This window comes from uncultured Intestinimonas sp., from assembly GCF_944387725.1.
Lineage (GTDB): Bacteria > Bacillota > Clostridia > Oscillospirales > Oscillospiraceae > Intestinimonas.
In genome coordinates, this window is sequence record NZ_CALXGA010000028.1 from 1 (window position 1) to 24,067 (window position 24,067).

23 protein-coding genes are annotated in these 24,067 nt (G+C 63.6%); 8 read left to right on the forward strand and 15 right to left on the reverse strand.

The window, feature by feature from the left end; all coding sequences use genetic code 11:
- Positions 1-662: 662 nt before the first annotated feature.
- From ugpC to Q0K09_RS05785, 10 genes are all read right to left on the reverse strand, one after another.
- Complete coding sequence (gene ugpC, locus Q0K09_RS05740; protein ID WP_294474111.1) at positions 663-1,787, reverse strand: sn-glycerol-3-phosphate ABC transporter ATP-binding protein UgpC; 1,125 nt, start codon at positions 1,785-1,787, stop codon at positions 663-665.
- A gap of 184 nt (positions 1,788-1,971) precedes the next feature.
- Entirely contained in the window at positions 1,972-3,108 is a 1,137-nt protein-coding gene (gene nagA, locus Q0K09_RS05745) for an N-acetylglucosamine-6-phosphate deacetylase (protein WP_294474052.1), read from the reverse strand.
- Positions 3,099-3,851: a glucosamine-6-phosphate deaminase gene (gene nagB, locus Q0K09_RS05750; protein ID WP_294474054.1), complete on the reverse strand. Its 753-nt coding sequence runs from the start codon at positions 3,849-3,851 to the stop codon at positions 3,099-3,101. Before nagB ends, nagA begins: the two co-directional genes overlap by 10 nt.
- A gap of 13 nt (positions 3,852-3,864) precedes the next feature.
- Positions 3,865-4,773 carry a dihydrodipicolinate synthase family protein gene (locus tag Q0K09_RS05755; protein WP_294474057.1) on the reverse strand — a complete coding sequence of 303 codons (909 nt, stop codon included), beginning with the start codon at positions 4,771-4,773 and terminating at the stop codon, positions 3,865-3,867.
- 60 nt (positions 4,774-4,833) lie between these two features.
- Entirely contained in the window at positions 4,834-5,292 is a 459-nt protein-coding gene (locus tag Q0K09_RS05760; RefSeq protein WP_294474060.1) for a YhcH/YjgK/YiaL family protein, read from the reverse strand.
- A 4-nt stretch (positions 5,293-5,296) separates the two neighbouring features.
- Positions 5,297-6,169, reverse strand: coding sequence for a carbohydrate ABC transporter permease (locus Q0K09_RS05765; RefSeq protein ID WP_294474063.1), 873 nt, complete (start codon positions 6,167-6,169; stop codon positions 5,297-5,299).
- Positions 6,170-6,181: 12 nt separating this feature from the next.
- Positions 6,182-7,054, reverse strand: a complete 873-nt coding sequence (locus Q0K09_RS05770) for a sugar ABC transporter permease (RefSeq protein WP_294474113.1) — start codon at positions 7,052-7,054, stop codon at positions 6,182-6,184.
- Positions 7,055-7,224: 170 nt separating this feature from the next.
- On the reverse strand, positions 7,225-8,565 hold the full coding sequence (locus Q0K09_RS05775; RefSeq protein ID WP_294474067.1) for an ABC transporter substrate-binding protein: 1,341 nt from the start codon (positions 8,563-8,565) through the stop codon (positions 7,225-7,227).
- Positions 8,566-8,732: 167 nt separating this feature from the next.
- A complete protein-coding gene (locus Q0K09_RS05780; protein WP_294474068.1) occupies positions 8,733-9,593 on the reverse strand; it encodes a MurR/RpiR family transcriptional regulator in 861 nt (286 codons plus the stop codon).
- Between the two features lie 31 nt (positions 9,594-9,624).
- Positions 9,625-10,842 (reverse strand): AGE family epimerase/isomerase, encoded by a 1,218-nt coding sequence (locus tag Q0K09_RS05785; RefSeq protein ID WP_294474070.1) that lies wholly within the window; start codon positions 10,840-10,842, stop codon positions 9,625-9,627.
- 254 nt (positions 10,843-11,096) lie between these two features.
- Here Q0K09_RS05785 and Q0K09_RS05790 point away from each other — a divergent pair, with 254 nt between their 5' ends.
- The 3 genes from Q0K09_RS05790 to Q0K09_RS05800 all read left to right on the forward strand — a co-directional run bounded on the left by Q0K09_RS05790 (position 11,097) and on the right by Q0K09_RS05800 (position 14,062).
- The gene (locus Q0K09_RS05790) at positions 11,097-12,470 is read left to right on the forward strand and encodes an ROK family protein (RefSeq protein WP_294474072.1); all 1,374 of its coding nucleotides are present in this window, start codon (positions 11,097-11,099) and stop codon (positions 12,468-12,470) included.
- A gap of 113 nt (positions 12,471-12,583) precedes the next feature.
- Positions 12,584-13,231, forward strand: a complete 648-nt coding sequence (locus Q0K09_RS05795; protein ID WP_294474075.1) for a DUF624 domain-containing protein — start codon at positions 12,584-12,586, stop codon at positions 13,229-13,231.
- Between the two features lie 402 nt (positions 13,232-13,633).
- The gene (locus tag Q0K09_RS05800) at positions 13,634-14,062 is read left to right on the forward strand and encodes an Hsp20/alpha crystallin family protein (RefSeq protein ID WP_294474077.1); all 429 of its coding nucleotides are present in this window, start codon (positions 13,634-13,636) and stop codon (positions 14,060-14,062) included.
- Positions 14,063-14,192: 130 nt separating this feature from the next.
- Here the strand turns inward: Q0K09_RS05800 and Q0K09_RS05805 are convergent, their stop codons facing one another.
- Positions 14,193-14,408 carry a hypothetical protein gene (locus tag Q0K09_RS05805; RefSeq protein ID WP_294474082.1) on the reverse strand — a complete coding sequence of 72 codons (216 nt, stop codon included), beginning with the start codon at positions 14,406-14,408 and terminating at the stop codon, positions 14,193-14,195.
- 94 nt (positions 14,409-14,502) lie between these two features.
- On the opposite strand from Q0K09_RS05805, the gene Q0K09_RS05810 reads away from it, so the two are divergent.
- From Q0K09_RS05810 to Q0K09_RS05820, 3 genes are all read left to right on the forward strand, one after another.
- Complete coding sequence (locus Q0K09_RS05810; protein WP_294474086.1) at positions 14,503-14,730, forward strand: helix-turn-helix transcriptional regulator; 228 nt, start codon at positions 14,503-14,505, stop codon at positions 14,728-14,730.
- Positions 14,731-14,736: 6 nt separating this feature from the next.
- Positions 14,737-17,370 carry an ATP-dependent chaperone ClpB gene (gene clpB / locus Q0K09_RS05815; protein WP_294474089.1) on the forward strand — a complete coding sequence of 878 codons (2,634 nt, stop codon included), beginning with the start codon at positions 14,737-14,739 and terminating at the stop codon, positions 17,368-17,370.
- A 389-nt stretch (positions 17,371-17,759) separates the two neighbouring features.
- Positions 17,760-18,305 carry a hypothetical protein gene (locus Q0K09_RS05820; RefSeq protein WP_294474093.1) on the forward strand — a complete coding sequence of 182 codons (546 nt, stop codon included), beginning with the start codon at positions 17,760-17,762 and terminating at the stop codon, positions 18,303-18,305.
- 71 nt (positions 18,306-18,376) lie between these two features.
- Here Q0K09_RS05820 and Q0K09_RS10760 read toward each other — a convergent pair whose 3' ends face one another.
- The 4 genes from Q0K09_RS10760 to Q0K09_RS05835 all read right to left on the reverse strand — a co-directional run bounded on the left by Q0K09_RS10760 (position 18,377) and on the right by Q0K09_RS05835 (position 21,928).
- Positions 18,377-18,658 carry a hypothetical protein gene (locus Q0K09_RS10760; RefSeq protein ID WP_365931591.1) on the reverse strand — a complete coding sequence of 94 codons (282 nt, stop codon included), beginning with the start codon at positions 18,656-18,658 and terminating at the stop codon, positions 18,377-18,379.
- 309 nt (positions 18,659-18,967) lie between these two features.
- A complete protein-coding gene (locus Q0K09_RS05825) occupies positions 18,968-20,170 on the reverse strand; it encodes a DUF815 domain-containing protein (protein ID WP_294474096.1) in 1,203 nt (400 codons plus the stop codon).
- A 298-nt stretch (positions 20,171-20,468) separates the two neighbouring features.
- Positions 20,469-21,350, reverse strand: coding sequence for a PepSY domain-containing protein (locus Q0K09_RS05830; protein ID WP_294474099.1), 882 nt, complete (start codon positions 21,348-21,350; stop codon positions 20,469-20,471).
- The gene (locus Q0K09_RS05835) at positions 21,347-21,928 is read right to left on the reverse strand and encodes an RNA polymerase sigma factor (protein WP_294474101.1); all 582 of its coding nucleotides are present in this window, start codon (positions 21,926-21,928) and stop codon (positions 21,347-21,349) included. Before Q0K09_RS05835 ends, Q0K09_RS05830 begins: the two co-directional genes overlap by 4 nt.
- Positions 21,929-22,237: 309 nt before the next feature.
- On the opposite strand from Q0K09_RS05835, the gene Q0K09_RS05840 reads away from it, so the two are divergent.
- Complete coding sequence (locus tag Q0K09_RS05840) at positions 22,238-22,798, forward strand: GNAT family N-acetyltransferase (protein WP_294474105.1); 561 nt, start codon at positions 22,238-22,240, stop codon at positions 22,796-22,798.
- Between the two features lie 376 nt (positions 22,799-23,174).
- A partial coding sequence (locus tag Q0K09_RS05845; RefSeq protein WP_294474108.1) for a PepSY domain-containing protein occupies positions 23,175-24,067 on the forward strand: 893 nt, incomplete at its 3' end.

Genomic DNA, 24,067 nt, shown 5'->3' on the forward strand with positions numbered 1-24,067 from the left:
GCTTCCCTGTTTCTTCCGGTGGCAGAAGTGGTTTGACTCGCTCCCATTGTTCTGTTGTTAATTCATAGCGTTTCATAGCTTTTAGTTTCGCATATTTGCTCCTTTTGTGCAACTTTTATTTTTCAAACAAGCCCTAGGGCTTGTTTGAAAAATAGCAACGTGTCCAGCAGCGAGGGATTTTGGCCGCTGGCAAGCAATTTTTTCGCAGGAATCCTGGCGGATTTCAAGGAAAAATTGCGCCGTCCAGGGGGCAAAAGACCCGCCGGTTGGGCATGTTGACATGTTTCAAACAAGCCCTAGACCACCCAGGCCGGCACAAGACAATCTCAGGCCGTAACGTCCGGAAGGGGTCTCCATACTCATACGAAAGATGTCAGCCGCCGTATATGTCCACAAACGGCTCCGAAGACCGGCCCCTTCGGGGGCCCCGCAAAAGCGCAGCTTTTGTGGGGAGAGGAAGAACAAATGGAGTGGAGCGGATGTCCCCCGCAGGGAGACGGATCGAAGCGAAATTTGTTCTGCCGCAGGGTCAAGGCCCGTTTCTTTTTCTGTGGAAAAAGAAACGGGCCTTGACCCTGCGGCGGGAGCCACAAATCCGCTCCGGCGGGATGCCGGACCCCAAAGGGAGTCCTTGCCCCCGCCGCAGGGGGGCTGTCAGCCCCTCAAATCAGGTTGTTCTCGCTCTCCCGGTCAAAGAGGTGGACGGCCTCCGGGCGGAAGGTGAAGCACAGCTTTGTGCCGTAGGTAATGCCGCCCCGGAGCTCCGGCGGGAGGGAGGAGGTGGGAATCCGCAGGACCACGTCCTGCCCGCCGCAGGTGACATGGAGGTAATACTCGCTGCCCATCATTTCGGAGACTTCCACCGTCCCCTCCAGCACCCCCTCCCCCGCCGTCTGGCTGGTGAAGTGGATGTGCTCGGGCCGAATGCCCAGAATCACCTCCTTGGACTTGGCCCCGGCCCGGGCCAGTTCCGCCTGAATCTCTCCGTCCAGGGGCATATTGACCCTGTGGACCTGGGCGTGATAGCGCCCCTCCCCCTCCTGGACCAGCTGGGCCTGGAAGAAGTTCATCTGCGGCGTGCCGATGAAGCCCGCCACAAAGAGGTTTTTGGGGTGGTTGAAGACCTGCTGGGGGGTGCCGATCTGCTGGATAAAGCCGTCCTTCATAATGACAATCCGGTCCCCCAGGGTCATGGCCTCAGTCTGGTCGTGGGTCACATAGATAAAGGTGGTGTCGATGCGCTGCCGGAGCTTGATGATCTCCGCCCGCATCTGGTTGCGGAGCTTGGCGTCCAGGTTGCTGAGGGGCTCATCCATCAGCAGGACCTTCGGCTCCCGGACAATGGCCCGGCCGATGGCCACCCGCTGCCGCTGGCCACCGGAAAGGGCCTTGGGCTTGCGGTCCAGATACTGGGTGATGCCCAGGATTTCCGCCGCCTCTTTGACCCGGCGGTTCATCTCCTCCTTGGGCACCTTCTTTAGCTTCAGGGGGAACTCCATGTTCTCCCGAACGGTCATGTGGGGGTAGAGGGCATAGCTCTGAAAGACCATGGCGATGTCCCGGTCCTTGGGTTCCACGTCGTTGACCAGCCTGCCGTCAATATAAAGCTCGCCCTCGCTGATCTCCTCCAGGCCGGCCACCATGCGCAGGGTCGTGGACTTTCCACAGCCCGAGGGCCCGACCAGGACGATAAATTCCTTGTCCGCGATCTCCAGGTTGAAGTCGTGGACCGCTGTGACTGCATTGTCGTAGACCTTTTTGATCTTCCTAAGGGAAACAGTGGACATCATGCGGGCCGTGGACCCGGCGCCTCCGCGCGGAGTCCTCGCCGCCGGGCCTTTTCCGACCCGGGGCCTTACGACAGGTCTCCACACTGCCGCACCGCCGGCCTGGCGGGGGAATTCCTCCTTTTTGACCGCTCCTCCGCCCTATGGAAATGGAGTAGGGACAGAGGGCCTGAGATTGCGGGGGTTACGCGCCGCGGTCCACCAGCCGGCCGCGGAAGAAGATGTCTTTGAGCTCCAGATTCTGGTCCAGCAGGACCAGATTGGCCGTCTTTCCAGGATCCAGGCTGCCCGCCCGGGGGAAAATCCCCAGCACCTGGGCCGGGTTGACCGCTGCGGCCCGCACCGCGTCGGCCAGGGGGATGCCGAAGGACGCCGCATACTTCAGACAGCCCATCAGGTCGGACACCGAGCCGGCCAGGGTGTCGGGGTCGCCGGCCATGGTGGCCCGGTTGCCGCAGACCTCAATCTCCTGGCCCCCGAAGGGGTAGCGGCCGTCCGGCATTCCGGTGGCCCGCAGGGAGTCCGAGATGAGGATCACCCGGTCCGCCCCAAAGAGCCGGAAGACCGCCCGGACCACCGACGGGTGGATGTGGACGCCGTCGGAGATGAGCTCCACCCTGACCTGGGGATGGTCAAAGGCCGCACCCACCACGCCGGGGGCCCGGTGGGTGAAGGGGGGCATGGCGTTAAACAGGTGGGTGGCCTGCCGCGCCCCCGCCTGATAGGCGGCGCAGGCGGTGTCATAGCCGGCTGTGGTGTGGCCCAGGCTGACAGTGACCCCGTCCCGCCGGGCCCCCTGGATCAGCTCCAGCGCACCCGGCTGCTCGGGGGCCAGGGTGACCAGCTTCACCATGCCCTGCGCCGCCTGCTGGAGGCGGTGGAGCATGGCCGGATCCGGGTCGTGGAGGAAGGCGGCGTTCTGGGCCCCCTTCTTGGCCCTGCTCAGAAAGGGCCCCTCCAGGTTGACTCCCACCAGCTCCGCCCCGCCGGGGTCCTTGGCCCTGTGGGCGGCGGCATTCTCACAGATCCGGGTGAGCTGCTCCTCCCCCAGGGTCATGCCCGCCGGGCAGATCTGGGTGACGCCCCGCCGGAGCTCATAATCGGCCATGACCTGGAGCCCCTCCGGGGAGGCGTCGGAAAAGTCCGCCCCCATGCAGCCGTGGAAATGCAGGTCGGTAAGGCCTGGAATCACATAGCAGCCGGAGGCGTCGTAGGTCCGGCCATCGGCGCTGGCCCCCTCCAGGAGGGGCCCTTCAAAGCACACATCCCGGGGGAGGAACCCCTGCTCCAGGTCGAAAACCAGTCCGCCGGTTATCCGCATACGGAAACACCTGCCTCTTTGAGCCGGGAGAGGGCGGCCCTGTCCCCCACCAGCGTCACGTCGGGGTGGAGCTGGAGGACCGAGGCGGGGACCTGGCTGGTCACCGGGCCGGTGAACGCCTTGCACACCATGTCCGCCTTGTCCGCGCCGCCCACCACCACCAGGATGCGCCGGGCGTGCATGATATTTTTGATGCCCATACTCAGGGCCTGGCGGGGGACCTCCTCCCGGCTGGCAAAAAAGCGCTGGTTGGCGTCGATGGTGCTCTCGGACAGGTTGACCACATGGGTCTCCAGCCCGAAGTTGTCGCTGGGCTCATTGAAGGCGATGTGGCCGTTGTGGCCCATGCCCAGCAGCTGCAGGTCGATGCCTCCCAGGTCCCGGATGAGCCGGTTGTAGGCGGCGCACTCCGCCTGGGGGTCGGGGGCCAGGCCGTTGAGCACATGGGTGTTCTCCAGCTTGATGTCGATGTGGTCAAAGAGATGCTTCTGCATGAAATAGCGGTAGCTTTGCCTGTGGGTGGGGGCCAGGCCCAGATACTCGTCCAGGTTGACGGTGCGGGTCTCGGCGAAGCTCAGGTCCCCCTTCCGGTACCACTCTACCAGCTGGTCGTAGAGGCCCACGGGGGTAGCGCCGGTGGCCAGGCCCAGGACGCAGTCGGGCTGTAGGATCACCTGGGCAGAGATCAGGTTGGCCGCCCGGCGGCTCATGGCGTGGTAGTCCGCACACTCGTAAATGCGCATGGGAACGCTCCTCTCAGCAATATTTGGCGACGGCGGCGGCGATCATGGCGGCGCTCTCCTCCGCCACCTGCCGGTCGGCCTGGGTCAGAGGGGCCAGGGGCAGGCGGACGCCGCCGCAGTCCGGCCCCCCTTGCAGGCGCAGGACCTCCTTGATGACGGCGTACATATTGCCCTGGGCAGAGCACATCTTGTAGATGATGCGGCAGGCCACGTTCTGGACCTCCCGGGCCTCCTCCATCCGGCCCCTATGGAAGAGGGCCCAGATTTGCAGGTAGAGCTCCGGCATGGCCCCATAGGTGCCGCCGATGCCGCCGATGGCCCCGGCGGCCAGGCCCGAAAGGAGCTGCTCATCGGGGCCGTTCAGGACGGCGGCCCCCTCGTCCCGGAACATCTGAATGTCCTGGACCGGCATGGAGGAGTTCTTCACGCCGATAACCCGGGGATTTTTCTGCATCTCCCGGAGCAGCGGCAGGGTCAGGGCCACGCCGGCCAGCTGCGGAATATTGTAGATGAAAAAGTCGGTGTGAGGGGCGGCGTCCGAGATATCGTTCCAGTAGCGGGCAATGGCGTGCTCCGGCAGGTGGAAGTAGATGGGCGGGATGGCGGCGATAGCGTCCACCCCCTGGGCCTCGGCGTGGGCGGCCAGCTCCCGGCTGTCGCGGGTGTTGTTGCAGGCCACATGGGCAATGACGGTGAGCCTGCCCCTGGCCACGGCCATGACGTTCTCCAGGACCAGCTTGCGCTCCTCCACGCTCTGGTAGATGCACTCGCCGGAGGAGCCGCCCACATAGACGCCCTTGACGCCCTTTTGGAGCAAATGCTCCGTCAGGGCCCGGACGGCGGCGGGGGCAATGGCGCCGGATCCGTCATAGCAGGCGTAGAAAGCGGGGATAATCCCCTGATATTTGCTGCATTCTTTCATAATCCATCTCCAAGATTCAAGATTCCCCGGCGTGTCTGCGCCCGCCGGCGGGGCGGCCCCTCAGGGGCAGAGACAGACCTTAAACACCGCCTTGCTGACGGTCCGGGGCCCGTTCACCTGGACCTTGATGCGGTGCGCGTCCTCAGGAAAGACCGCCAGAAAGTCCCCGGGCCGCAGCACCAGGGTGTGCCGGGCCTGGCCCCAAAAGGCGTAGAAGTCGTCCTGCTCCCTGGCCTCAAATAGGGTCAGGTCCTCCGGGCGGGCCACCGCCACGGCCTCCTCCCCCCGGAGCATCAGGTGAATGTCCAGGTACCGGCGGTGGGCCTCAAAGAAGCTCGCCTCCAGGGGGATGGTCTCATAGGTAAAACGGGTGCAGTAGACCTGATCCCCCAGGAGGACCGCCCGGACGTTGTCCTCCAGTGCGTCCAGGAACGCGGGGGTGATGTGCTCCAGGGCCAGGTCCAGGCTGGGGTGGATGCCCCGGTAGGACAGGGCGTCGCGGCAGCTTGCACAGATCATACCCTCACCCCTTCACAGCGCCCATGGTGATCCCCTGGGTGAAGTATTTCTGGAAGAGGAGGAAAATAGCCACAATGGGGATGGCGGCCAGACTGGCGCCGGCCATGATGAGGCCGAAGTCGCTGGCCATTTCCCCCTGGAGCCGGGCAATGCCCAGGGAGATGGTCCAGCTCTCCTCGCTGGTGAGCATGATGAGCTGGAGGAAGTAGTCGTTCCAGGTGTTGACAAAGGTGAAAATGGCCAGGGCCCCCACGCCGGGCTTGATCATGGGGAAGACGATGGTGGCGAAGGTGCGGATCTCCCCGGCTCCGTCCACCCGGGCGGCCTCCAGGATTTCCGTGGGGATGGTCTCGGAGAACTGCTTCATCAGGAAGACGCCGAAGGGCCAGCCCACTGTGGGCAGGATGACGGCCAGGAGGGTGTCGTGCATGGTGGCCCACTCCCCGTAGTTGAAGTCATAGAAGGGGATGTTGGACATCTCCTGGAGCAGGGGGATGACAATGACCTGTTTGGGCAGGGCCATGGCGCAGACCAGAAGGGTGAAGAGAAGCTTCCGGCCATAGAATCGCTTTTTGGCCAGAGCGTAGCCGGCCAGGGAGGCGGTCAGGCAGGTGAGAAACATGGCGGCCACGGCGATGACGACGGTGTTCAGCAGCCAGCGGACCGCCGGCCGGGCGAAGAGCCGGGTATAGTTGTCCAGGGTGGGCTCCAGGGGGAACCACTGGGGGACCTGGGCGTTGATGTCCGCCGCCGTCTTAAAGGAGCCGGTGATGATCCAGTACAGCGGGAAGATGAAGAAAATGGCCAGCAGAACCAGGATAACGATGACAAAGACCTTGTACCCGGTGGAGCGTCCGCTGCTCAATGTGTGATCCATACTGCCGCCCTCCTATTCGTTTCCGGTCTTGGCGGCCTTGAACTGGAGCGCGGAGAAAGCCGCGATGATCAGGGCCAGGATGACGCCCATGGCGTTGGCGTATCCGAAGCGCTGATATTTATAGGCCACGTCGAAGATGTAGTACATCAGGGTGCTGGTGGAGCCGTTGGGCCCGCCCGAGGTCAGCAGCTGGATGAGGGCAAAGCACTGGAAGGAGTTGATGGTGGTGATGACCAGCACATAGAGAGTGGTGGGCATAATCTGGGGCCACTTGATCTTCCAGAACACCTGGAGCTTGGTGGCGCCGTCCACCTGGGCGGCCTCGATGAGGGACTTGTCCACATTGCCCAGGGCGGCCACATAGAGGACAATGGGCTGGCCGATGGAGGTGGTGAACAGGATGAGGATGATGCACCAGATGGCGGTTTTCTCATTGCCCAGCCAGTCCAGGGTGCCGGTGTGCAGAATCTTGTTGAGCAGACCGGTGAAGGGGTTGAAGATCCACTTCCACACCACCGTGACGGCCACCGTGCCGGTGACCACCGGCAGATAGAACACGCAGCGGAAGAAGGAGCGCCAGGCCGCGTGCATGGGGTAGATGGCGGAGCCCACCCACAGAGAGAAGGCCGTGACGGCGGGGACGGCCACTACCACAATAACGACCGTATTGCGCAGGGACTGCCAGAACACCTTGTCTCCGGCCATTTCGATGTAGTTCTGAAAGCCGGCGAAGGTGGTGCCGGAGGTGTTGATGCCCATGTCCAGAAAGCTGTAGACCACGCAGATGCCCATGGGCACCAGGACAAACCCCACAAAGAAGATGAGGCTGGGCAGCAGGAACAGGTAGGCGGAGATGGTCTCCCGGCGGACCAGGGCCCGGCTCATGCCGGAAAATTCGGACCGCCTCCCCTTTTTCGCGGGCTTTGCCGCGGCGGGCGCTTGTGCCACTTGGATTCCCCCTCTTTTTCAGATCGCCGCCGCGCCGGCGGCGGCTGACAGATGGGCGCGCCCGCCCCCTCTCTGCAAAGGGAGCGGGCGCTGCTGCCGGAAAAGGGTCAGATATTGGCGTTGCTGGCCTCCACGAAGGCGTCGGCCTCGGTCTGAGGATCGCCGCCGCTGATCAGGATGCGCTGGAGCATGTTAAACCACTCGGTGCGCTGCTCCGTCCAGCCGCCGGTGACGTTGTAGTAGTCTCCCAGGTAGGGCATCAGGGACTGGAACTCGGACATCTGCTCGGCCTGGTCGGTGCCGGCGTACACGTCGCCGAAGGAGCTGCGGACGGGGAAGAAGCCGGTGAGCCGGACGCTCTCGGGGCCCTGGACGGCGTCGTCGCAGACGAACTGAATGAAGGTTTTGGCGGCCTCGATCTTGGCGGCGTCGCCGTTGTCAAAGATGCCGAAGCCCCAGATGCCGCCGCACAGCTCGGGCACGCCGTCGTCGGAGGGGAAGGCCATGGCGAAGGGGGTGAAGGCGGCCTGAGAGGCATAGGCGGCCTTGTTGGAGGCGTTCCAGGCGAAGGTGACGGCGCAGGTCTGGTTGGCGAAGGCCTGGAGCTCATCGCTGGCCTGGAAGCTGGCGCTGGCGCTGATGGTGCCGTCGTTGACCAAGGTCTGGAGCAGGGTCAGGGCCTCCACGTTCTCGGGGCTGTTGGCGGTGTAGGCGGTGTGGTCGGCGTTGGTATAGGTTCCGGAGTAGAGGTTGTTCACCAGCGCCCGGGTCCCCTGGTCGCCGCCCTGGCCGCCGCAGTAGACGATGGCGGGGGTGGACACCAGGCCGGAGGCGGCCACGGCCTCCATGGCGGCCACAAAGCCGTCGGTGGTCCAGGTGCGGGTCTCCTCGTCGATGTACTGAAGGGCCCCGGCCTGCTCGAAGACCTCGTAGTTGATGGCCATACAGTGGGTGGTCATGCACAGGGGGTACTCATAGTAATTTCCGTCGGCGCCCATGCAGGCGCTGACCACTGCCTGGCTGGTGGCGGCGATGTCGGACTCGGTGTCCGCCCACAGGTCGGACAGGTCCACCATCAGGCCGTTGGCCCCCCAGTTGGAGACCAGACGCTCCGGGCCCTCCATGATGATGTCGGGGGTGTTGGAGGCGGCGATGGCCGAGGTCACCTGGGTGTCGCCGTTGGTGTAGTCCAGCAGCTCATAGCTGACCTCAATCTCGGGATGGGCCTCGTTGAAGGCCGCGATGATGGTGTCCAGTTGGGGGTCGGTGCCGCCCCACTGGCCGATGGGGTAGGTCCAGAGTGTGATCCGGGTGACTTCGGCGTCCCCCGAACCGCCATCCGCAGGAGCGGACCCCTCCGGGGCGGGGGTCTCGGTGCTGCCGCCGCCGCAGGCGGCCAGGGCAAAGACCATGGACATGCTCAGGAGAAGCGCAAGAAACTTTTTCATGGTGTATGTACCCTCCTTCATTTTCTGGCATGAGCATTTCTGCCAGAATGTTTACCTGCATTGTACTGAACTTTATAAAAGTTGTCAATAGGATTTAGAAAATTTTTTTCATGTCATGGTCTATTTTGATATTTTTTTCAAAAAATCCTTCCTGTGCCCCCGCGCGGTCAGATGTGCTTGGCGGACAGGGCCCCGGCCACCCGCTCCCGGGCGCCGCGGGCCTCCCCCCCTCCCCGGCGGCAGACCTCCGCGAAGAGCACGTCGATGACAAAGAGCTGGGCGATTCGGGCCGCCACCGAGCCCAGCTGAAGAGGCCCCTCGTTGGCGCCGCACTGGAGAATGACGTCGGCAAAGGCGGCGGCGGGGGACTTGGGAAAGTGGGTCACCAGGATGATCCTGGCCCCCTGCTCCCGCACCACTTCCAGAAGGTCCATCAGCTCTCGGGTGGAGCCGGAATAGGAGAAAAAGAGCACGGCGTCCCGGGGGGTCAGCGTGGCTGCGGCGATGGTCTGGAGGTGGGAGTCGTACACCGGCTGAAAGCTGGGGTAGGCGGTGGAGAAGAGATGGGCCGCCTCCATCGCCATGATCATGGAGCCCCCCTGTCCCATGCACAGCACCCGGCCCGCCGTCCCCAGGATCTCCCCGGCTGCGGCTACCTGCTCCGGCCGGACCAGGGCCAGGGTCTGGGCCAGGGCCTCGATGTCGTTGCCGTAGAGCTTTTGACACATCTCCTGGACGCTGTCCTCCGGGGAGGGCTCCCCGCTCAGAGGGGGCTCCCCCACCTGGCGGGCTGTGGAGTTGGCCACCGCCAGCTTGAAGGCGTTATACCCTTTATAGCCCAGCCTGCGGCAGAAGCGGGAGACCGTGGCCTCCGCCACATCGCATTCCTCCGCCAGTTCGGAGATGGACATAAACTGGGTGTTGCGCTGGTTGGCGATGACAAAGTCGGCCACCTTTTTCTCCGAGGCGGTGAGCTGGTAATATTCACTGCTGATTTTTTGGAAGACATTCCCCGCGATGGGCTGCATTCCCTCACCTCGCTTTCTGCCCGGCCCACGGTCAGGCGCGGGCCAAAATCTCTCCGATCATGGCGTCCACCAGCATGAGCATCCGGGGCAGGTGGAAGGGCCCCTTGAAGGTGGAGCCCTTGGCCGGGGGCATGGTGGGCTTGCCGTCCCGGCGGAGATAGCCGTACCACTCGCCGTACTCCGGGTCGGCGAAATACGTCTTGCAGTAGTTCAGGGTCTTGCGGAACCATTCCAGATATTCCTCCCTGCCGGTGTCCCGGTAGATCATCATGCTGGCGATCAGGGTCTCATTGTGGGGCCACCACAGCTTCATGTCGTGCTCATAGGCCTCCGGGGGCCGGCCCAGGCAGTCCATGAGGTAGAGCAGCCCGCCGTACTCCTGATCCCAGCCGGCCTGGATGGCCTGGTCGAAGATCTTCACGGCGGTGTCGTACTGCGCCTGGTCCCCCTTGCGGTTTGCGTCCTCCATCAGGAACCAGGCGCACTCGATATCGTGGCCCGGGTTCACCACCCGCCCCTCGGAGACCTGGTCCCGGAACGCCCCGTCGGGGCCCACGCTCTCCAGGGTGCAGCCCAGCTCCGGCTTGTAGTGATAGCGGAAGATCTCCTCCACGCACTGGGCCGAGCGCTGGTTGTAGAGGGCCTCCCGCTCCGGGTCCACCCTCCGGAGCACTGAGGTGATGTTCAGATAGATCATCGGGTTTGCCAGGGCCCGGCCGGAGCGGGTCTCCGGTATGGTCTTCGGCCCCAGGCCGGTGGGGTCCTGGATCAGGCCCTGGTTGAGTCCCCAGATGAGCTCATAGGCGGCCCGGGCCCGCTCCAAACAGGCCCGCTCGCCGGTGACGCCGTAATATTCCGCGTTGGCGATGGCGTAAAAGCCCTCGGAGAAGCAGTAGCGCCGCTGGCGCAGGGGCCTGCCGTCCCCGGTGACGGTGAAGTACATCCGGTTTCCCGCCGCCCGGTTGATGCAGTGGGCCTCCATGAAATCCAGACAGCTCTTGCTGGCGGCCAGCCACGCCTCCTGCGGCCCGTACACCGCGCAGAGATGGGCGAAGGTCCAGGCGCAGCGGCCCTGCATCCATACGCTCTTGTCGGTGGAATAAATCCGGCCCGTCCGGTCCAGGCAGGTATACACCCCCCCGTGGACCGGGTCCATGCCGTGCTTCAGCCAAAAGGCAATGCTGCCCTTTAGCTGGTCCTGCACCCAGCTCCGGCTCTCCTGAAGCAGATGTTTGGTTTCCTTCTCCATTTGGAAAATCCTCCCTTTCATCATCCGCCGCCGGCAGCCGCAGGGCCTTTGCTCCAGGGGCGAAGGGCGGCGCTGGACCTGCCTGCCGGTCTTAGCGCCTCTATTTTATCATCCGTGAAAGTCTTTTTCAACAAAAGATTATTTTTGAAAATAAAATTCTTTATAAGGGGTGACAAATCCCGCGTTCCGTGTTATGATACCATCAAAACCCAAAGCCGGCGTTTCCGGCACAGGGGAACGATGGAGGTATTCCCATGGATTGCTATGGAATTCAAGTCACGCCCCGGCATGTTCCCGCCCTGGACCCGGACTATACCCCTCTGTATCTGTTCAACCGCGCCTTTCTGCGGGACGCCCGCCAGCCCCTGGGGATCGCGGTGGAGCGCTCCGGCGGTCAGATCGCCGTCTGCGAGACCAGCATCCACGGCACGCCGGAATTCGCCCAGGCCGACCGCTACTATGTGGACCGGCTGGTCAAGACCCTCCTGTGGATGAAGGGGGGCTTCAAGGTCTACGTCCGGGGGGACGAGGAGGTCTTTCAGGACCTGAAGGCGGCCTACGCCCCCGGGGGGACCCGGGCCTTTGACGCCGAATTTATGGCTGGGGTCTACGAGCAGCCCTTCCAGGTGGTCTCCTGCCAGGTCCTCCCCCCGGAGAAGAGCGCCCCCCAAGCCATCGGCCGGCATCTGGAGGGCTGCCGCATCGGCTTCGACGCCGGCGGCTCCGACCGGAAGGTCTCCGCCGTCATCGACGGCAAGAGCGTCTTCTCCGAGGAGGTGGTCTGGTTCCCCAAGACGGCCCAGGACCCCAGCTACCACTTCCAGGGCATCGTGGAGGCCCTGAAGTCCGCCGCCGCCCACCTGCCCCGGGTGGACGCCATCGGCGTGTCCTCCGCCGGCATCTACATCGACAACCGCACCATGGTTGCCTCCCTCTTCCTGAGCGTCCCCAAGGACCTCTTCCAGGAGAAGGGGAAGGACATCTACATCCGGGCCGCCCGGGAAATCGGGGACGTGCCCCTGGCGGTGGCCAACGACGGCGACGTCACCGCCCTGGCCGGGGCCATGAGTCTGGAGGACAACAACGTCCTGGGCATCGCCATGGGCACCAGCGAGGCCGTGGGCTATGTGGACGAGCAGGGCAACATCACCGGCTGGCTCAACGAACTGGCCTTCGTCCCCGTGGACGCCTCCCCCAGGGCCATGGCGGACGAGTGGTCGGGGGACATCGGCTGCGGGGTGAAGTACTTCTCCCAGGACGCGGTCATCAAGCTGGCCCCCGCCGCCGGCATTGCCCTGGAGGACGCCCTCTCCCCGGCGGAGAAGCTGAAGGTGATCCAGGGCCTGATGGAGGACGGGGACCCCCGGGCGGCGGCCGTCTACCAGTCCATCGGCGTCTATCTGGCCCACGCCCTGGCCCTGTACTTCGACCTCTACCACTATAGGCATGTGCTGCTCCTGGGCCGGGTCATGTCCGGCAAGGGGGGGGATCTGATCCTCTCCACCTGCCAGGAGGTCCTGGGGGAGGAGTACCCAGAGATCGCCGCCGCCATCCGCCCCTCCCTGCCCGACGAGAAGTTCCGCCGTGTGGGGCAGTCCGCCGCCGCCGCCTCCCTGCCGGAGCTCTGAGCCCCGGCGTCATCCACCCCGGAAAGGAGACCCTGCCCATGCACGCTTGGTTTTGGAAGCCGCCCCGGCGGACCGCAGATCCCGCCCGCCGGGGGCCGGCGCCGGTGTAAGCCATGTGGCGCCGGCTGTTTGACCCGGAGGCCCTGTTCTGGCGGTGGATGTCCGCCCTGACAGATGTGCTGGTCCTGAGCCTGCTGTGGCTCCTTACCTCTCTGCCCCTCCTCACCCTGGGGGCGGCTACGGCGGCCCTCTACGACGCCGCCGTGCGGTGCGTCCGCACGGGCACGTCGGGCGCCTGGCGGCGGTATCTGCACACCTTCCGGGCGGAACTGCCCACCGCCACCCTGGCCACGGTGCTGTGGGGCGGACTGCTGGCCCTTCAAGTCTGGGCCCTGGACGTGCTCTGGCGGATTGTGCCGGCGGGCGGAGCCGGCGTCCTGGCCGCAGCGGCGGGCTCTGCGGCCCTGATCGTACCCGCCGGGACCTTCTGCTGGATGTTCCCCCTCCTCTCCCGCTTCACCTTTTCCCTGAGGGGGCTCCTGTGGACCTCACTACAGTTCTCCCTGGCCCATCTCCCCTCTACCATACTCATTCTGGCGGCGGCCGGAGCGGCCTTCCTGGCCAACGAGCTGCTGCTGGTCCCCATCCTGGTGACCCCCTGCCTGACGGCGCTGTTTTGGTCCCTGCTGATGGAGCGGGCCTTTCGGAAGCACCTGCCCGACCCCCCGGAGGACCCGGACTCCCCCGGGCCGGTGCCATGAGGGGCGGCGCACGGCGCAAGAAGCACTGTCAACCGCCCGCGAACGAGCCGGCGGGCCTCCCTCTGGAGGCCCGCCGGCTTTCCGCTGCTGATCGGTGTCACCGTCCCCCGCGCCCCCTTTCCCATCACGCCCGGGCGGGGTGGCCGCGCAAAAATACAGTCCAGGATGTTAGCACTCGTTTAATTGGAGTGCTAACATTTACAATTCAGACATATTTTCCTGTATATTTGTTCATAAAAAAGGCTTATACTAGACCCAGAAAACAGAGGAGAGGCGGGGTTCCACCAGGGAGGTCCGCTTCGGAAAGAGGATGGTATCCTTGAAACACCGCAGATTCTAGCACAATTATAATTTGACTGCTAATTCAGAAGACACCTGAAATTTGGAAAGGAGCCCTTATTTATGTTTGGCATGATTCCTTTTGAGCGCGGCAACGACAATTTTTTCGACCTGTTTGACAGCTTCGAGCGCAAGTTCTTCGGCAACAGCAACGCCAGCCTGCCGGACTTTCGGACCGACATCCGGGACGCGGGCGACCGCTACATTCTCGAGGCGGAGCTGCCCGGCTTCCAGAAGGAGGACATTAAGCTGGACTTGAAGGACGGCATTCTCACCATCTCCGCCCAGCACAGCGAGGACCAGGGCGAGAAGGACGGCAAGGGCCAGTATATCCGCCGGGAGCGCCGGTATGGCTCTTTCACCCGGTCCTTTGACGTCACCGGCGTGGACGAGGAGCACATCACCGCCTCCTACAACAACGGTGTGCTGGAGCTGAGCCTGCCCAAGGTGGTGCCTGTGGTGCCCGAGGCCAAGCGCATCGCCATTGAGTAAGCGCGGAGGGGGAGCCGGTCGGCAGGGGCTGACCGGCTCCTCTTGTGTCTAAGCGGCGACCCGCCGCCTCCTTCTTGGCTCCCCCGAAGGGGGAGCCAAGAAGGAGGCGGGACGCCGGACCCAGATGGTGTCAGCCCCCGGCAGGCGGGGCCGGGTCCTGCTCCTGGTCCGTCCAGTGGGGACAGGTCTCATCAGGCCGGGGGTGCTTCCCCCAGCGGGGCACATGACAGTGTCCGTACCAGAGGGGGTAAAAGCTCCCGGACCGCTGGAGACTGTAGTGCTGGCGGTAGCTGGCACAGGTCCCGCAGACCTTGGCGTCCACAATCCACTTGTAACCCTTTTCCATAAAAATCACCTCACCCTAAAATTCTACTATCATTCGATAGTAAAGTCAATACTATTATTTGATGGTAGATTATAATGCGGTCGAGGTGGTCAGTATGTACCTGCCGCGATTGCGCAGTCTCCGCGAAGATCATGATTTGACCCAGGCCAAGGTGGCCGCGCTGCTGGGAATTGACCAGCGCGTTTACAGCACCTATGAAACCGGAAAGCGAGATATCCCCCTTCCCCATCTGGTAACCCTTGCTGACTACTACCATGTCACGACAGATTATCTTTTGGGAAGGGACCACAATGAAAAGAAGAAAACACCCGAAAGGATGTGACGATTCATGAACATGAACAAATTCACCCAAAAATCTCTGGAGGCGGTCCAGTCCGCCCAGACCATCGCCCAGGAGTACGGCAACCAGCAGATTGAGCAGGCCCACCTGCTCTACGCCCTCCTCCAGCAGGAGAACGGCCTCATTCCCCAGCTCCTGACGCATATGGGCATCACCGTGCCCAGCTTCGAGGCCGCCGTCCGCAAGGAGGTGGAGGACCTGCCCCGGGTCACCGTCAGCGGGGGCCGGGAGGCGGGCAAAATCTACATCGCCCCCGGCGTGGACAAGGCCCTGAACGCCGCCGAGTCCACCGCCGCCTCCATGAAGGACGAGTACGTCTCCGTGGAACACCTCCTCCTGGCCCTGGTGGACACCGCCGGCCGGGACCTCAAGGACCTCTTCCGCACCTACAACATCACCCGTGAGGGCATCCTCCAGGCCCTCACCGCCGTCCGGGGCAACCAGCGGGTGACCTCCGACAACCCGGAGGAGACCTACGACGCCCTGAAAAAGTACGGCGCCGACCTGGTGGAGCGGGCCCGGCAGAACAAGCTGGACCCCGTCATCGGCCGGGACGACGAGATCCGCAACGTCATCCGCATCCTCAGCCGCAAGAGCAAAAACAACCCCGTCCTCATCGGTGAGCCCGGTGTGGGCAAGACCGCCATCGCCGAGGGCCTGGCCCAGCGGATTGTCAAGGGGGACGTCCCCAACTCCCTGAAGGACAAGACCATCTTCGCCCTGGACATGGGCGCCCTCATCGCCGGGGCCAAGTACCGGGGCGAGTTCGAGGAGCGGCTCAAGGCCGTCCTCAACGAGGTCAAGAAGTCCGAGGGGCGCATCCTCCTCTTTATCGATGAGCTCCACACCATTGTGGGGGCCGGCAAGACCGAGGGGGCCATGGACGCCGGCAACCTCTTAAAGCCCATGCTGGCCCGGGGTGAGCTCCACTGCATCGGCGCCACCACCCTTAACGAATACCGCCAGTATATCGAAAAGGACGCCGCCCTGGAGCGCCGCTTCCAGCCCGTCATGGTCAACGAACCCAGCGTGGAGGACACCATCGCCATTCTCCGGGGCCTCAAGGAGCGCTACGAGGTCTTCCACGGCGTGAAGATCACCGACGGGGCCATCATCGCCGCCGCCACCCTCTCCAACCGCTATATCACTGACCGCTTCCTCCCCGACAAGGCCATCGACCTGGTGGATGAGGCCTGCGCCATGATCCGCACCGAAATCGACTCCATGCCCACCGAGCTGGATGTCATCCAGCGGAAGATCATCCAGCACCAGATCGAGGAGGCCGCCCTGAAAAAGGAGACCGACAAGCTCTCCCAGGAGCACCTGGGCGAAATCCAGAAAGAGCTGGCCGAGATGCGGGACGAGTTCAACGCCAAAAAGGCCCAGTGGGAGAACGAGAAGAACGCCATCGGCAAGGTCCAGAAGCTCCGGGAGGACCTGGAGCAGGCCAACGCCGAGCTGGAGACGGCCCAGCGGGAGTACGACCTGAACAAGGCCGCCGAGCTCCAGTACGGCCGGATTCCTGAGCTCCAGAAGGCCCTGGAGACCGAGGAGCAGATCGCCCAGGAGGGCAAGGAGCGCTCCCTGCTCCGGGATAAGGTCACCGAGGAGGAGATCGCCCGGATCATCCAGCGCTGGACCGGCATCCCCGTGAGCAAGCTCATGGAGGGAGAGCGGGAGAAGCTCCTCCACCTGGAGGACATCCTCCACCAGCGGGTGGTGGGCCAGGACGAGGCGGTCCGGCTGGTATCCGAGGCCATTCTGAGAAGCCGGGCCGGCATCGCAGACCCCAACAAGCCCATCGGCTCCTTCCTCTTCCTGGGCCCCACCGGCGTGGGCAAGACCGAGCTGGCCAAGACCTTGGCCGAGGCCCTCTTCGACAGCGAGAAAAACCTGGTCCGCATCGACATGTCGGAGTACATGGAGAAGTTCTCCGTCTCCCGGCTCATCGGCGCCCCTCCGGGGTATGTGGGCTATGAGGAGGGCGGCCAGCTCACCGAGGCCGTCCGGCGGCAGCCCTACTCCGTGGTCCTCTTCGACGAGGTGGAAAAGGCCCACCCCGACGTGTTCAATATACTACTCCAGGTATTGGATGACGGCCGTATTACAGATAGTCAAGGCCGGACGGTGGATTTTAAGAACACCATTATCATCCTCACCTCCAACCTGGGCTCCCAGTTCCTGCTGGAGGGCATCGGCCCCGACGGGGAGATCAGCCAGGAGGCCCGGGATCAGGTCAGCGACCTGCTCAAGCACTCCTTCCGGCCCGAGTTCCTCAACCGCCTGGACGAGATTGTCTTCTACAAGCCTCTGACCCGGGACAACATCACCCACATCATCGGCCTGATGGTGGGGGAGCTCAATAAGCGGCTGGCCGACAAGCAGCTCACCGTCCGCCTCACCGACGCGGCCAAGAGCCACGTCATCGAGAGCGCCTACGACCCCATCTACGGCGCCCGGCCCCTGCGCCGCTACCTCCAGCACACGGTGGAGACCCTCATCAGCCGGAAGATCATCGCCGGCGAGGTGGAGAGCGGCGACACCCTGACGGTGGACTGCCGGAATGGGGAACTCACCGTCTCGGCCTCCCAGGTCCTCACCGGCGAGGTGGTGGACGGCTGACCGGAAGCCCCGGAAATCCGCGCCCCTAGGGCTTGTTTGAAAATTGGCGATGTGTCCAGCAGCGAGGGATTTTGGGCCGCTGGCAAGCAATTTTTTCGCAGGAATCCTGGCGGATTTCAAGGAAAAATTGCGCCGTCCAGGGGGCAAAAGACCCGCCGGTTGGGCATGTTGCCATGTTTCAAACAAGCCCTAAAGAGAGAGACCCCCGGAGCGCCGGCCTTTTGGCCGGCGCTCCGGGGGTCTCTGCCGGAAAAATTGCTTTGCGCTGGGGAACCTGCCTTAATATTTGGAATTTTGAGCCGATATTTTTATGAGAGGCATCCATGCCCTTGCTGTGTGCGAACAAGCGCACCGGCTTCTGAAAACCAAAGGGAAAGGAAGGACTTTTTATGCGTTACACGTTGTATCTGCTGGGATGTGTGGTTCTGGCCGCCCTGGGGGCTGTGGTGTCCATCTCCTCCTCGGGCACCGCCCTGGAGTTCTACAGGCTCACGGGCCTGCTGGACTATGCCACCCTGGCCTGGCTGCTGGCGGTCTGCGTTCTGGCCCTCCTGGGGACCGGCTCCCTCCGGGCCTTCGGCCGGGCTTTCCGCACCACCTTTCAGCGGGAGAACCCCCTCACCGCCTCCCAAGCCCGGGAGAGCCTTGGGGCCTGGAAGGTGGTGTCCGCCGCCGCCCTGCTGGCCGGGGGCCTGGGCCTGCTGGCCAACCTGATTCAGATGATGCACAACCTGGATGGGAGCTACCTGGCGGGGCTGGGGATTGACCTCAACATCGCGCTCCTGTCCCTCTACTACCCCCTCTTTCTCGACCTTCTGCTGCTGCCCGTGGGGGCCGCCTTGAAGCGGCGGCTGCGGGAGCTGGACCGGGGAACCGGGGGAGAGCGGCTTCAGGGAAGCATCTCCCTGCGCTCCAGCCGCCGGAAGGCGGGCTGAGGGCAGGGCGCGAAAACAGGCCGTGGGCCGGAGGAAATGCCTCCGGTCCACGGCCTTTGCGCAACGGGAATTTATCGTTCCATCAGTCCAACAATCCTTGTTCGGTTATATCGCTGTATGATCACAAAGGTCATATCAAACGCAGCCGCAAGTACGGAGGTTATGGTGAATACCATAATTGCACCGGCCCATATGGAAAAGACGATTGGAACGAAACTCAGCAATATGATGGTTTCATGCACAAGCTCAGCCTGGCATGAGGCCTGCGCAATCTCGTCCCAACGGTGTTTTTTGTGATCAAACAGGTGGGGCGCATATGTTGGCAGCATACCCTTCCAACGCTTCACCTTCAATCTTTCGTATCACTTCTTCTCCAAGCTTCTGCTCTGATACCATCGCCTTCTATAATCCGCTTTGTTGTTCATTGTGGCGTTAAAAATAAAACCTACCCCAAGCCGCATCAAAAAATGATATGCCGTTGTCCCAAATGTAATTGCGGATGCAAAGACGGCTTTACTCTCCGATGCTTTGTATAGGCAGAAGCAGACAACCGCAGCTGCAGCAGATAGTATTGTAATCGTGGTGACGGCTTTTTTTCATGTCCATCCTCTCCCGCGCAAATTTCGCTTCGCCGGTCTGCCCCAAGCATCCGCTTCCGGCAATCACGGCGAAATTTGCAGGCTGGCCAAAAACTGCCGCGCCCCTCTCGGGGTGCGGTTCGGCACCCGCATGTCCCACTTGACGGCCCGGCGGCGGAGCTCCTCCAGGTCCATCTCCACCCCGGCCTGCGCCGCCATGCGGTCGACGAGGTCCAGAAACTCCCCCTTGGACAGGGCCAGATAGGGAATCCGCAGGCCGAAGCGGTCAGAGAGGGCGGTCTTCTCCTGGATGGTCTCCTGGGCGTCCACCTCATCCCCCTCCCGGTCGAAGAAGGTCTGCCGCACCAGCAGCCGGCGGTTGGAGGTGGCGTAAATGGCCACGTTGTCCGGCCGCCGCTCCAGGCCCCCCTCCAGAATGGTCTTCACTGCGGAGTAAGTGCGGTCATCCTGGTCAAAGGCCAGATCGTCAATGAAGAGGATAAACTTCTGGGGCAGTCCGGCCAGGCTTCGGATGAGGGCGGACATGTCCAGAAGCCCCTCCTTCTCCACCTCGATGAGCCGGAGCCGCTGGAAGCCGGGCACCGACAGGAGGGTCTTCACCGTGGCCGACTTGCCGGTGCCGCTGTCGCCGTAGAGGAGCACGTCGTTGACCCGGCTGCCCTCCAGAAAGGCCCGGGTGTTGGCGATGACCTGCTCCCGCTGCCGGGTGTAGCCCAGCATCGCCTTCTCCTGGGGACAGTCCGGGCGCTCCACCGGCACCAGGGTCCCGTCCACCCACAAAAAGGCCCGGTATTGGGCAAAGCGCCCCGCCCCGTGGAGCCGGTAGAAGCCGGTGAGGCTCTCAAAGGTGAAGGGAACCCCGCTCCGCCACCGAGGCAGTCCGGCCAGCACCGGCTGGAACTCCTCCGGCAGGACCCGGCCCAGGGCTGTCAGGAGCCGGTCACAGTCCAGCCCGGCCAGCTGCCGCAGGGTCTCCACATCCCGCCAGGCGGCGGACTCCAGGGCCGGGTCCTCGCCCCCCCGGCTCACCAGGGCGGGGTAGGGGGCCTCCCGGTACCGCAGCCGGTCGTGGAGCCAGTCCCCCAGCCCCTGCTTTTCCTCCTGCCGAAGTCCGTAAAAAATGCCGGTATAGGCGTCCAGGGCGTCCTCTCCACGCCCCGCCGCCAGGGCGTCCAGCAGGGTATGGACTTCGGCCATCAGGGCCTCCTCCCGCAGGCCCCGGAAGGCCGAAAGGCCCGCCAGGGCCGCCCGCAGTTCATGTATCATGCGTTCTCGTTCCTCTCTGCCGCCGCAGGAAAGCCCTGCACAGACCTGCCGCCGGGGCCTGAGGCCCCGGCGGCAGGCAAGGCGTCCCGCGCCGTTTTTATCAGCATAGCACAAACGGTCTCAGAGGGCAAGTACTAGGGCTTGTTTGAAAATTGGCGATGTGTCCGGCAGGGAGGGATTTTGAGCCGCTGGCAAGCAATTTTTTCGCAGGAATCCTGGCGGATTTCAAGGAAAAATTGCGCCGTCCAGGGGGCAAAAGACCCGCTGATTGGGCATGTTGACATTTTTCAAACAAGCCCTAATCCCGCTCCCACTTCAAAATCGTGCCGGTGTAGGCGTCCAGGTCCATTTCGTACTCCACCCAGCTGCTGTCCCAGTACTTGAGCTCATAGATCAGCCGTCCGTCGTCCTCGTCCAGTTTCAGCTCCGAGAGCTGGGCCCCGGGCGTCCGGGCCTGGACAATGGCCTCCACCGCCTCCCGGGTCAGCAGGCCGTCCTCCCCCCAGGACAGGACGGGGTCCGCCGGCGGCGCGGGCGCCGGGGTGGGGGGCGGCGTGACAACTGGGGCCGGCGTCTGAACGGCGGCCGTGGTCTCTTCCGGCGCCGGCGTGCTGTTGGCCGGGTCCTCCTGCGTCCCGGTGTTGGATAGACCGGCCAGCCGCTGGTCCAGAAGGCCCTCCACATAGCTGCGCAGCTCCCGGCTGTGTTCGGCACTCTGGCTGTTGACCGCCACGTCCACCTTGTCCCCCTCGGCGTCCAGATAGCCGTTCACGATCAGGTCGTCCACCAGAGCGCTCACCACCGCCTCCAGGGCCCAGCCCTTGTAGGAGCGCCCCTCCAGAATGGGTTCGGCGTCGTCGTTGAGGGCCTGGACCCCCCGAACCTGGTCCTGGCGGTTGAGCTGGATGGCAAAGGCGGGGTTCACCCGCAGGTCCACCACCGAGTAGATTTGGAAAAACTGGAAGTAGACTGTCAGTCCCACGCACAGGGCCAGGACGCACACAGCCAGGACGGCTGCGGCCAGGAGCCGGGGGCGGGAGGGGCGGACCACCATCTCCTGCCGGGTCACATAGTCGTGGACCTCCATGCGCTGCACCGGGGCCTGGGCCACAGCCTGGTAGTCCGGTCGTGGGAGCTGCCCCACCGCCCGGCGGAGCGAGTGCTCAATTTTTTGGTTCACAGGCGTATTCCCTCCTCGGTGAGATAGCGTTTGAGCTTTTTCAGGGCACGGTTGTATCGGGAGAGCACCGTGGACAGGGGCAGGCCCAGGTCCTGCGCGATCTCCCGATGCTTCAGGCCGGAGACGGCATGGAGGAGGACCACCTGCCGCTCCTCGTCCCCCAGCGCCTTGAGGGCGGCCTCCAGCACCAGCCGGTCGGTGGGGTCGGAGACATAGGAGAAGCGGGCGTCGTCCTCCAGGCCCTCGGGGGCCTGGTCCGTCCGTCCCCGGGTGCGCTGGACATCCCGGCAGAGATTTTTTGTGATGGTAAAGAGCCAGGCCAGGGGCTTCCCTTGGGGCACATACAGATGCGCGGCGGCCCGGACCTTGAGATAGACCTCCTGGGTCACATCCTGGGCCTCCTCCGGGTCCCGCAGAATGGACAGGGCCAGGGCATAGACCGCCCGCTCAGTCTGGACGTACAGAGCCTCCAGCGCCGAGGTGTCCCCCTGCCCCACCCGGGGCAGCAGGCCCTCGTCCAGCTTTCCCTCGGGGCGGTCCCGCCGGGCCAGGCCCTCCATGGCTGCGTACAGAAACACCCGTCTTCCTCCTCTCAGTTCTTCCTGGTGCTCCATCCAGTCAGAATCTTACGCCTTCTCAGGCGCCCACCCTGCTCCGGGCCCAAACTGCAATTTCTAACTAGATGGAGCACTCGTTTTCCCCTATCATATCACAGATAGGGAAAAATGGAAAGGTGGAGCGGGAAATCTTCTGTAGGGATAACGCCTGATTCCTCCGTTTTATCGCAGGGGCCTTGCGTTTGGAAAAAATTTTTCGTATACTGGGGACAGCCCATACCTTTCCCGCCGGCCCTGCCGGTAATTCTGACAAGAGAGAGGGAACAGCCTATGATCCGAAAAGCTGCCGCCGGGGACCTGGACCAGGTGTCCGCCGTCTACGAGGCCATTCTGGACCTGGAGGAGGCCACCGGCCATCACTGGACCAACTGGCAGCGGGGGGTCTACCCCAGCCGGGCCACCGCCGGGAAGGCCTTACAGGAGGGCACCCTGTACATAGAGGAGGTGGACGGCCGCGTTCTGGGCTGCGCCAACCTCAACCAGGTCCAGCCCGGCGAATACGCCGCCATTCCCTGGACCATCCCGGCTGAGCCCAGGGAGGTCCTGGTCATCCACACCCTGTGCATCCACCCCGACGCCGCCAGAAGCGGGCTGGGCCGCCGCTTTGTGGCCTACGCCGAGGGCCTGGCCGTGGGCCTGGGCTGCAAGGCCATGCGTCTGGACACCTATGAGGGCAACGCCCCCGCCGCCGCCTTCTACCCCAAGCTGGGCTACCGCCTGGCCGGGTCCGCCGAGTTCTTTTTCGAGGGCTTTATCCGGGAGACCCTGATCTGCTTTGAGAAGGATTTGCGGGGCCGACAGGCAGACGGCGTATCGCCTCTTCCCCTATAGAGCGGTAACAGGAGCTGCGTCAAGCATCACCTGGCGCACTCCACCCAGCGGCCAACCGATTTCCACCTCCCGGCCGGCAGCCTGTACTGTCGGCCGGGAAATTTTATTGCCGGCAGAGGACCGGCGGCTGTGGCGAAAAATTTTTCACCCCCTTGCGATAAAACGCCGGCCTCCCCCGTTATTTAGACAGAAGGGCCCGGAGGACGGGGCGAGAAAATTTTTTCACCCCCTGCGATAAAACGCCGGCCTTCCCCGTTATCTGGACAGAGAGGAACCCAATACCACATTTGCAATTCCGAGGAACCCTGCGCTCCCCGTTAACGCCCCAGCAACCCAATTCTCATCATGAAAGACAGCCTATAAGGAGGATATGAACATGAGTACGAATCACAAGAGATGGAAGGATATGTTGGTCGGCGGTGTGATCACCGTCGCCGCAGTTGCCCTGGTGGGCACCGCCGTGGCCGCCATCGGCCCCAAAATCAACAACATCAGCGCCGCCCCCACCAGCACCGGCTCCGGCAGCTCCACCCTCAGCGCCGGCGCCAGTACGGCCAGCACCAGCTATATCGGTGAGGAGCGGGCCAAGGAGATCGCCCTGAACCACGCCGGCCTGACCGCCTCCGGCGTCACCTTCGTCCGCTCCTACCTGGACTGGGATGACGGCCGGGCTCAGTATGAGGTGGAGTTCTACGCCAACAATACCGAGTACGACTACGACATCGACGCCATCACCGGCGACATCCGCAGCTACGACTACGACGCCGAGTATTACGCGCCCCCCGCCACCAGCCAGGGCGGCACCACCACTACCACCGGCACTACTGCCACTGCTGCCGCCAGCGCCGGCAATCCCACCACGGCTACCGCCAGCACTGGCAGCACCAACTATATCGGCGAGGAGCGGGCCAAGGAGATCGCCCTGAACCACGCCGGCCTGACCGCCTCCGGCGTTACCTTCGTCCGCTCCCACCTGGACTGGGACGACGGCCGGGCTCAGTATGAGGTGGAGTTCTACGCCAACAACACCGAGTACGACTACGACATTGACGCCACCACCGGCGACATCCGCAGCTACGACTACGACGCCGAGTACTATACCCCCAGCACCACCGCCGCCAACACCTCCAGCACCAGCTATATCGGCGAGGAGCGGGCCAAGGAGATCGCTCTGGACCATGCCGGCCTGACTGCCTCCGGCGTTACCTTCGTCCGCTCCCACCTGGACTGGGACGACGGCCGGGCTCAGTATGAGGTGGAGTTCTACGC

What these genes read in the sequence shown, in the direction of transcription:
- ugpC (WP_294474111.1), bottom strand. Translation starts at nt 1,787, where the DNA reads ATGTCCACTGTTTCCCTTAGGAAGATCAAAAAGGTCTACGACAATGCA.
- nagA (WP_294474052.1), bottom strand. Translation starts at nt 3,108, where the DNA reads ATGCGGATAACCGGCGGACTGGTTTTCGACCTGGAGCAGGGGTTCCTC.
- nagB (WP_294474054.1), bottom strand. Translation starts at nt 3,851, where the DNA reads ATGCGCATTTACGAGTGTGCGGACTACCACGCCATGAGCCGCCGGGCG.
- Q0K09_RS05755 (WP_294474057.1), bottom strand. Translation starts at nt 4,773, where the DNA reads ATGAAAGAATGCAGCAAATATCAGGGGATTATCCCCGCTTTCTACGCC.
- Q0K09_RS05760 (WP_294474060.1), bottom strand. Translation starts at nt 5,292, where the DNA reads ATGATCTGTGCAAGCTGCCGCGACGCCCTGTCCTACCGGGGCATCCAC.
- Q0K09_RS05765 (WP_294474063.1), bottom strand. Translation starts at nt 6,169, where the DNA reads ATGGATCACACATTGAGCAGCGGACGCTCCACCGGGTACAAGGTCTTT.
- Q0K09_RS05770 (WP_294474113.1), bottom strand. Translation starts at nt 7,054, where the DNA reads ATGAGCCGGGCCCTGGTCCGCCGGGAGACCATCTCCGCCTACCTGTTC.
- Q0K09_RS05775 (WP_294474067.1), bottom strand. Translation starts at nt 8,565, where the DNA reads ATGAAAAAGTTTCTTGCGCTTCTCCTGAGCATGTCCATGGTCTTTGCC.
- Q0K09_RS05780 (WP_294474068.1), bottom strand. Translation starts at nt 9,593, where the DNA reads ATGCAGCCCATCGCGGGGAATGTCTTCCAAAAAATCAGCAGTGAATAT.
- Q0K09_RS05785 (WP_294474070.1), bottom strand. Translation starts at nt 10,842, where the DNA reads ATGGAGAAGGAAACCAAACATCTGCTTCAGGAGAGCCGGAGCTGGGTG.
- Q0K09_RS05790 (WP_294474072.1), top strand. Translation starts at nt 11,097, where the DNA reads ATGGATTGCTATGGAATTCAAGTCACGCCCCGGCATGTTCCCGCCCTG.
- Q0K09_RS05795 (WP_294474075.1), top strand. Translation starts at nt 12,584, where the DNA reads ATGTGGCGCCGGCTGTTTGACCCGGAGGCCCTGTTCTGGCGGTGGATG.
- Q0K09_RS05800 (WP_294474077.1), top strand. Translation starts at nt 13,634, where the DNA reads ATGTTTGGCATGATTCCTTTTGAGCGCGGCAACGACAATTTTTTCGAC.
- Q0K09_RS05805 (WP_294474082.1), bottom strand. Translation starts at nt 14,408, where the DNA reads ATGGAAAAGGGTTACAAGTGGATTGTGGACGCCAAGGTCTGCGGGACC.
- Q0K09_RS05810 (WP_294474086.1), top strand. Translation starts at nt 14,503, where the DNA reads ATGTACCTGCCGCGATTGCGCAGTCTCCGCGAAGATCATGATTTGACC.
- clpB (WP_294474089.1), top strand. Translation starts at nt 14,737, where the DNA reads ATGAACATGAACAAATTCACCCAAAAATCTCTGGAGGCGGTCCAGTCC.
- Q0K09_RS05820 (WP_294474093.1), top strand. Translation starts at nt 17,760, where the DNA reads ATGCGTTACACGTTGTATCTGCTGGGATGTGTGGTTCTGGCCGCCCTG.
- Q0K09_RS05825 (WP_294474096.1), bottom strand. Translation starts at nt 20,170, where the DNA reads ATGATACATGAACTGCGGGCGGCCCTGGCGGGCCTTTCGGCCTTCCGG.
- Q0K09_RS05840 (WP_294474105.1), top strand. Translation starts at nt 22,238, where the DNA reads ATGATCCGAAAAGCTGCCGCCGGGGACCTGGACCAGGTGTCCGCCGTC.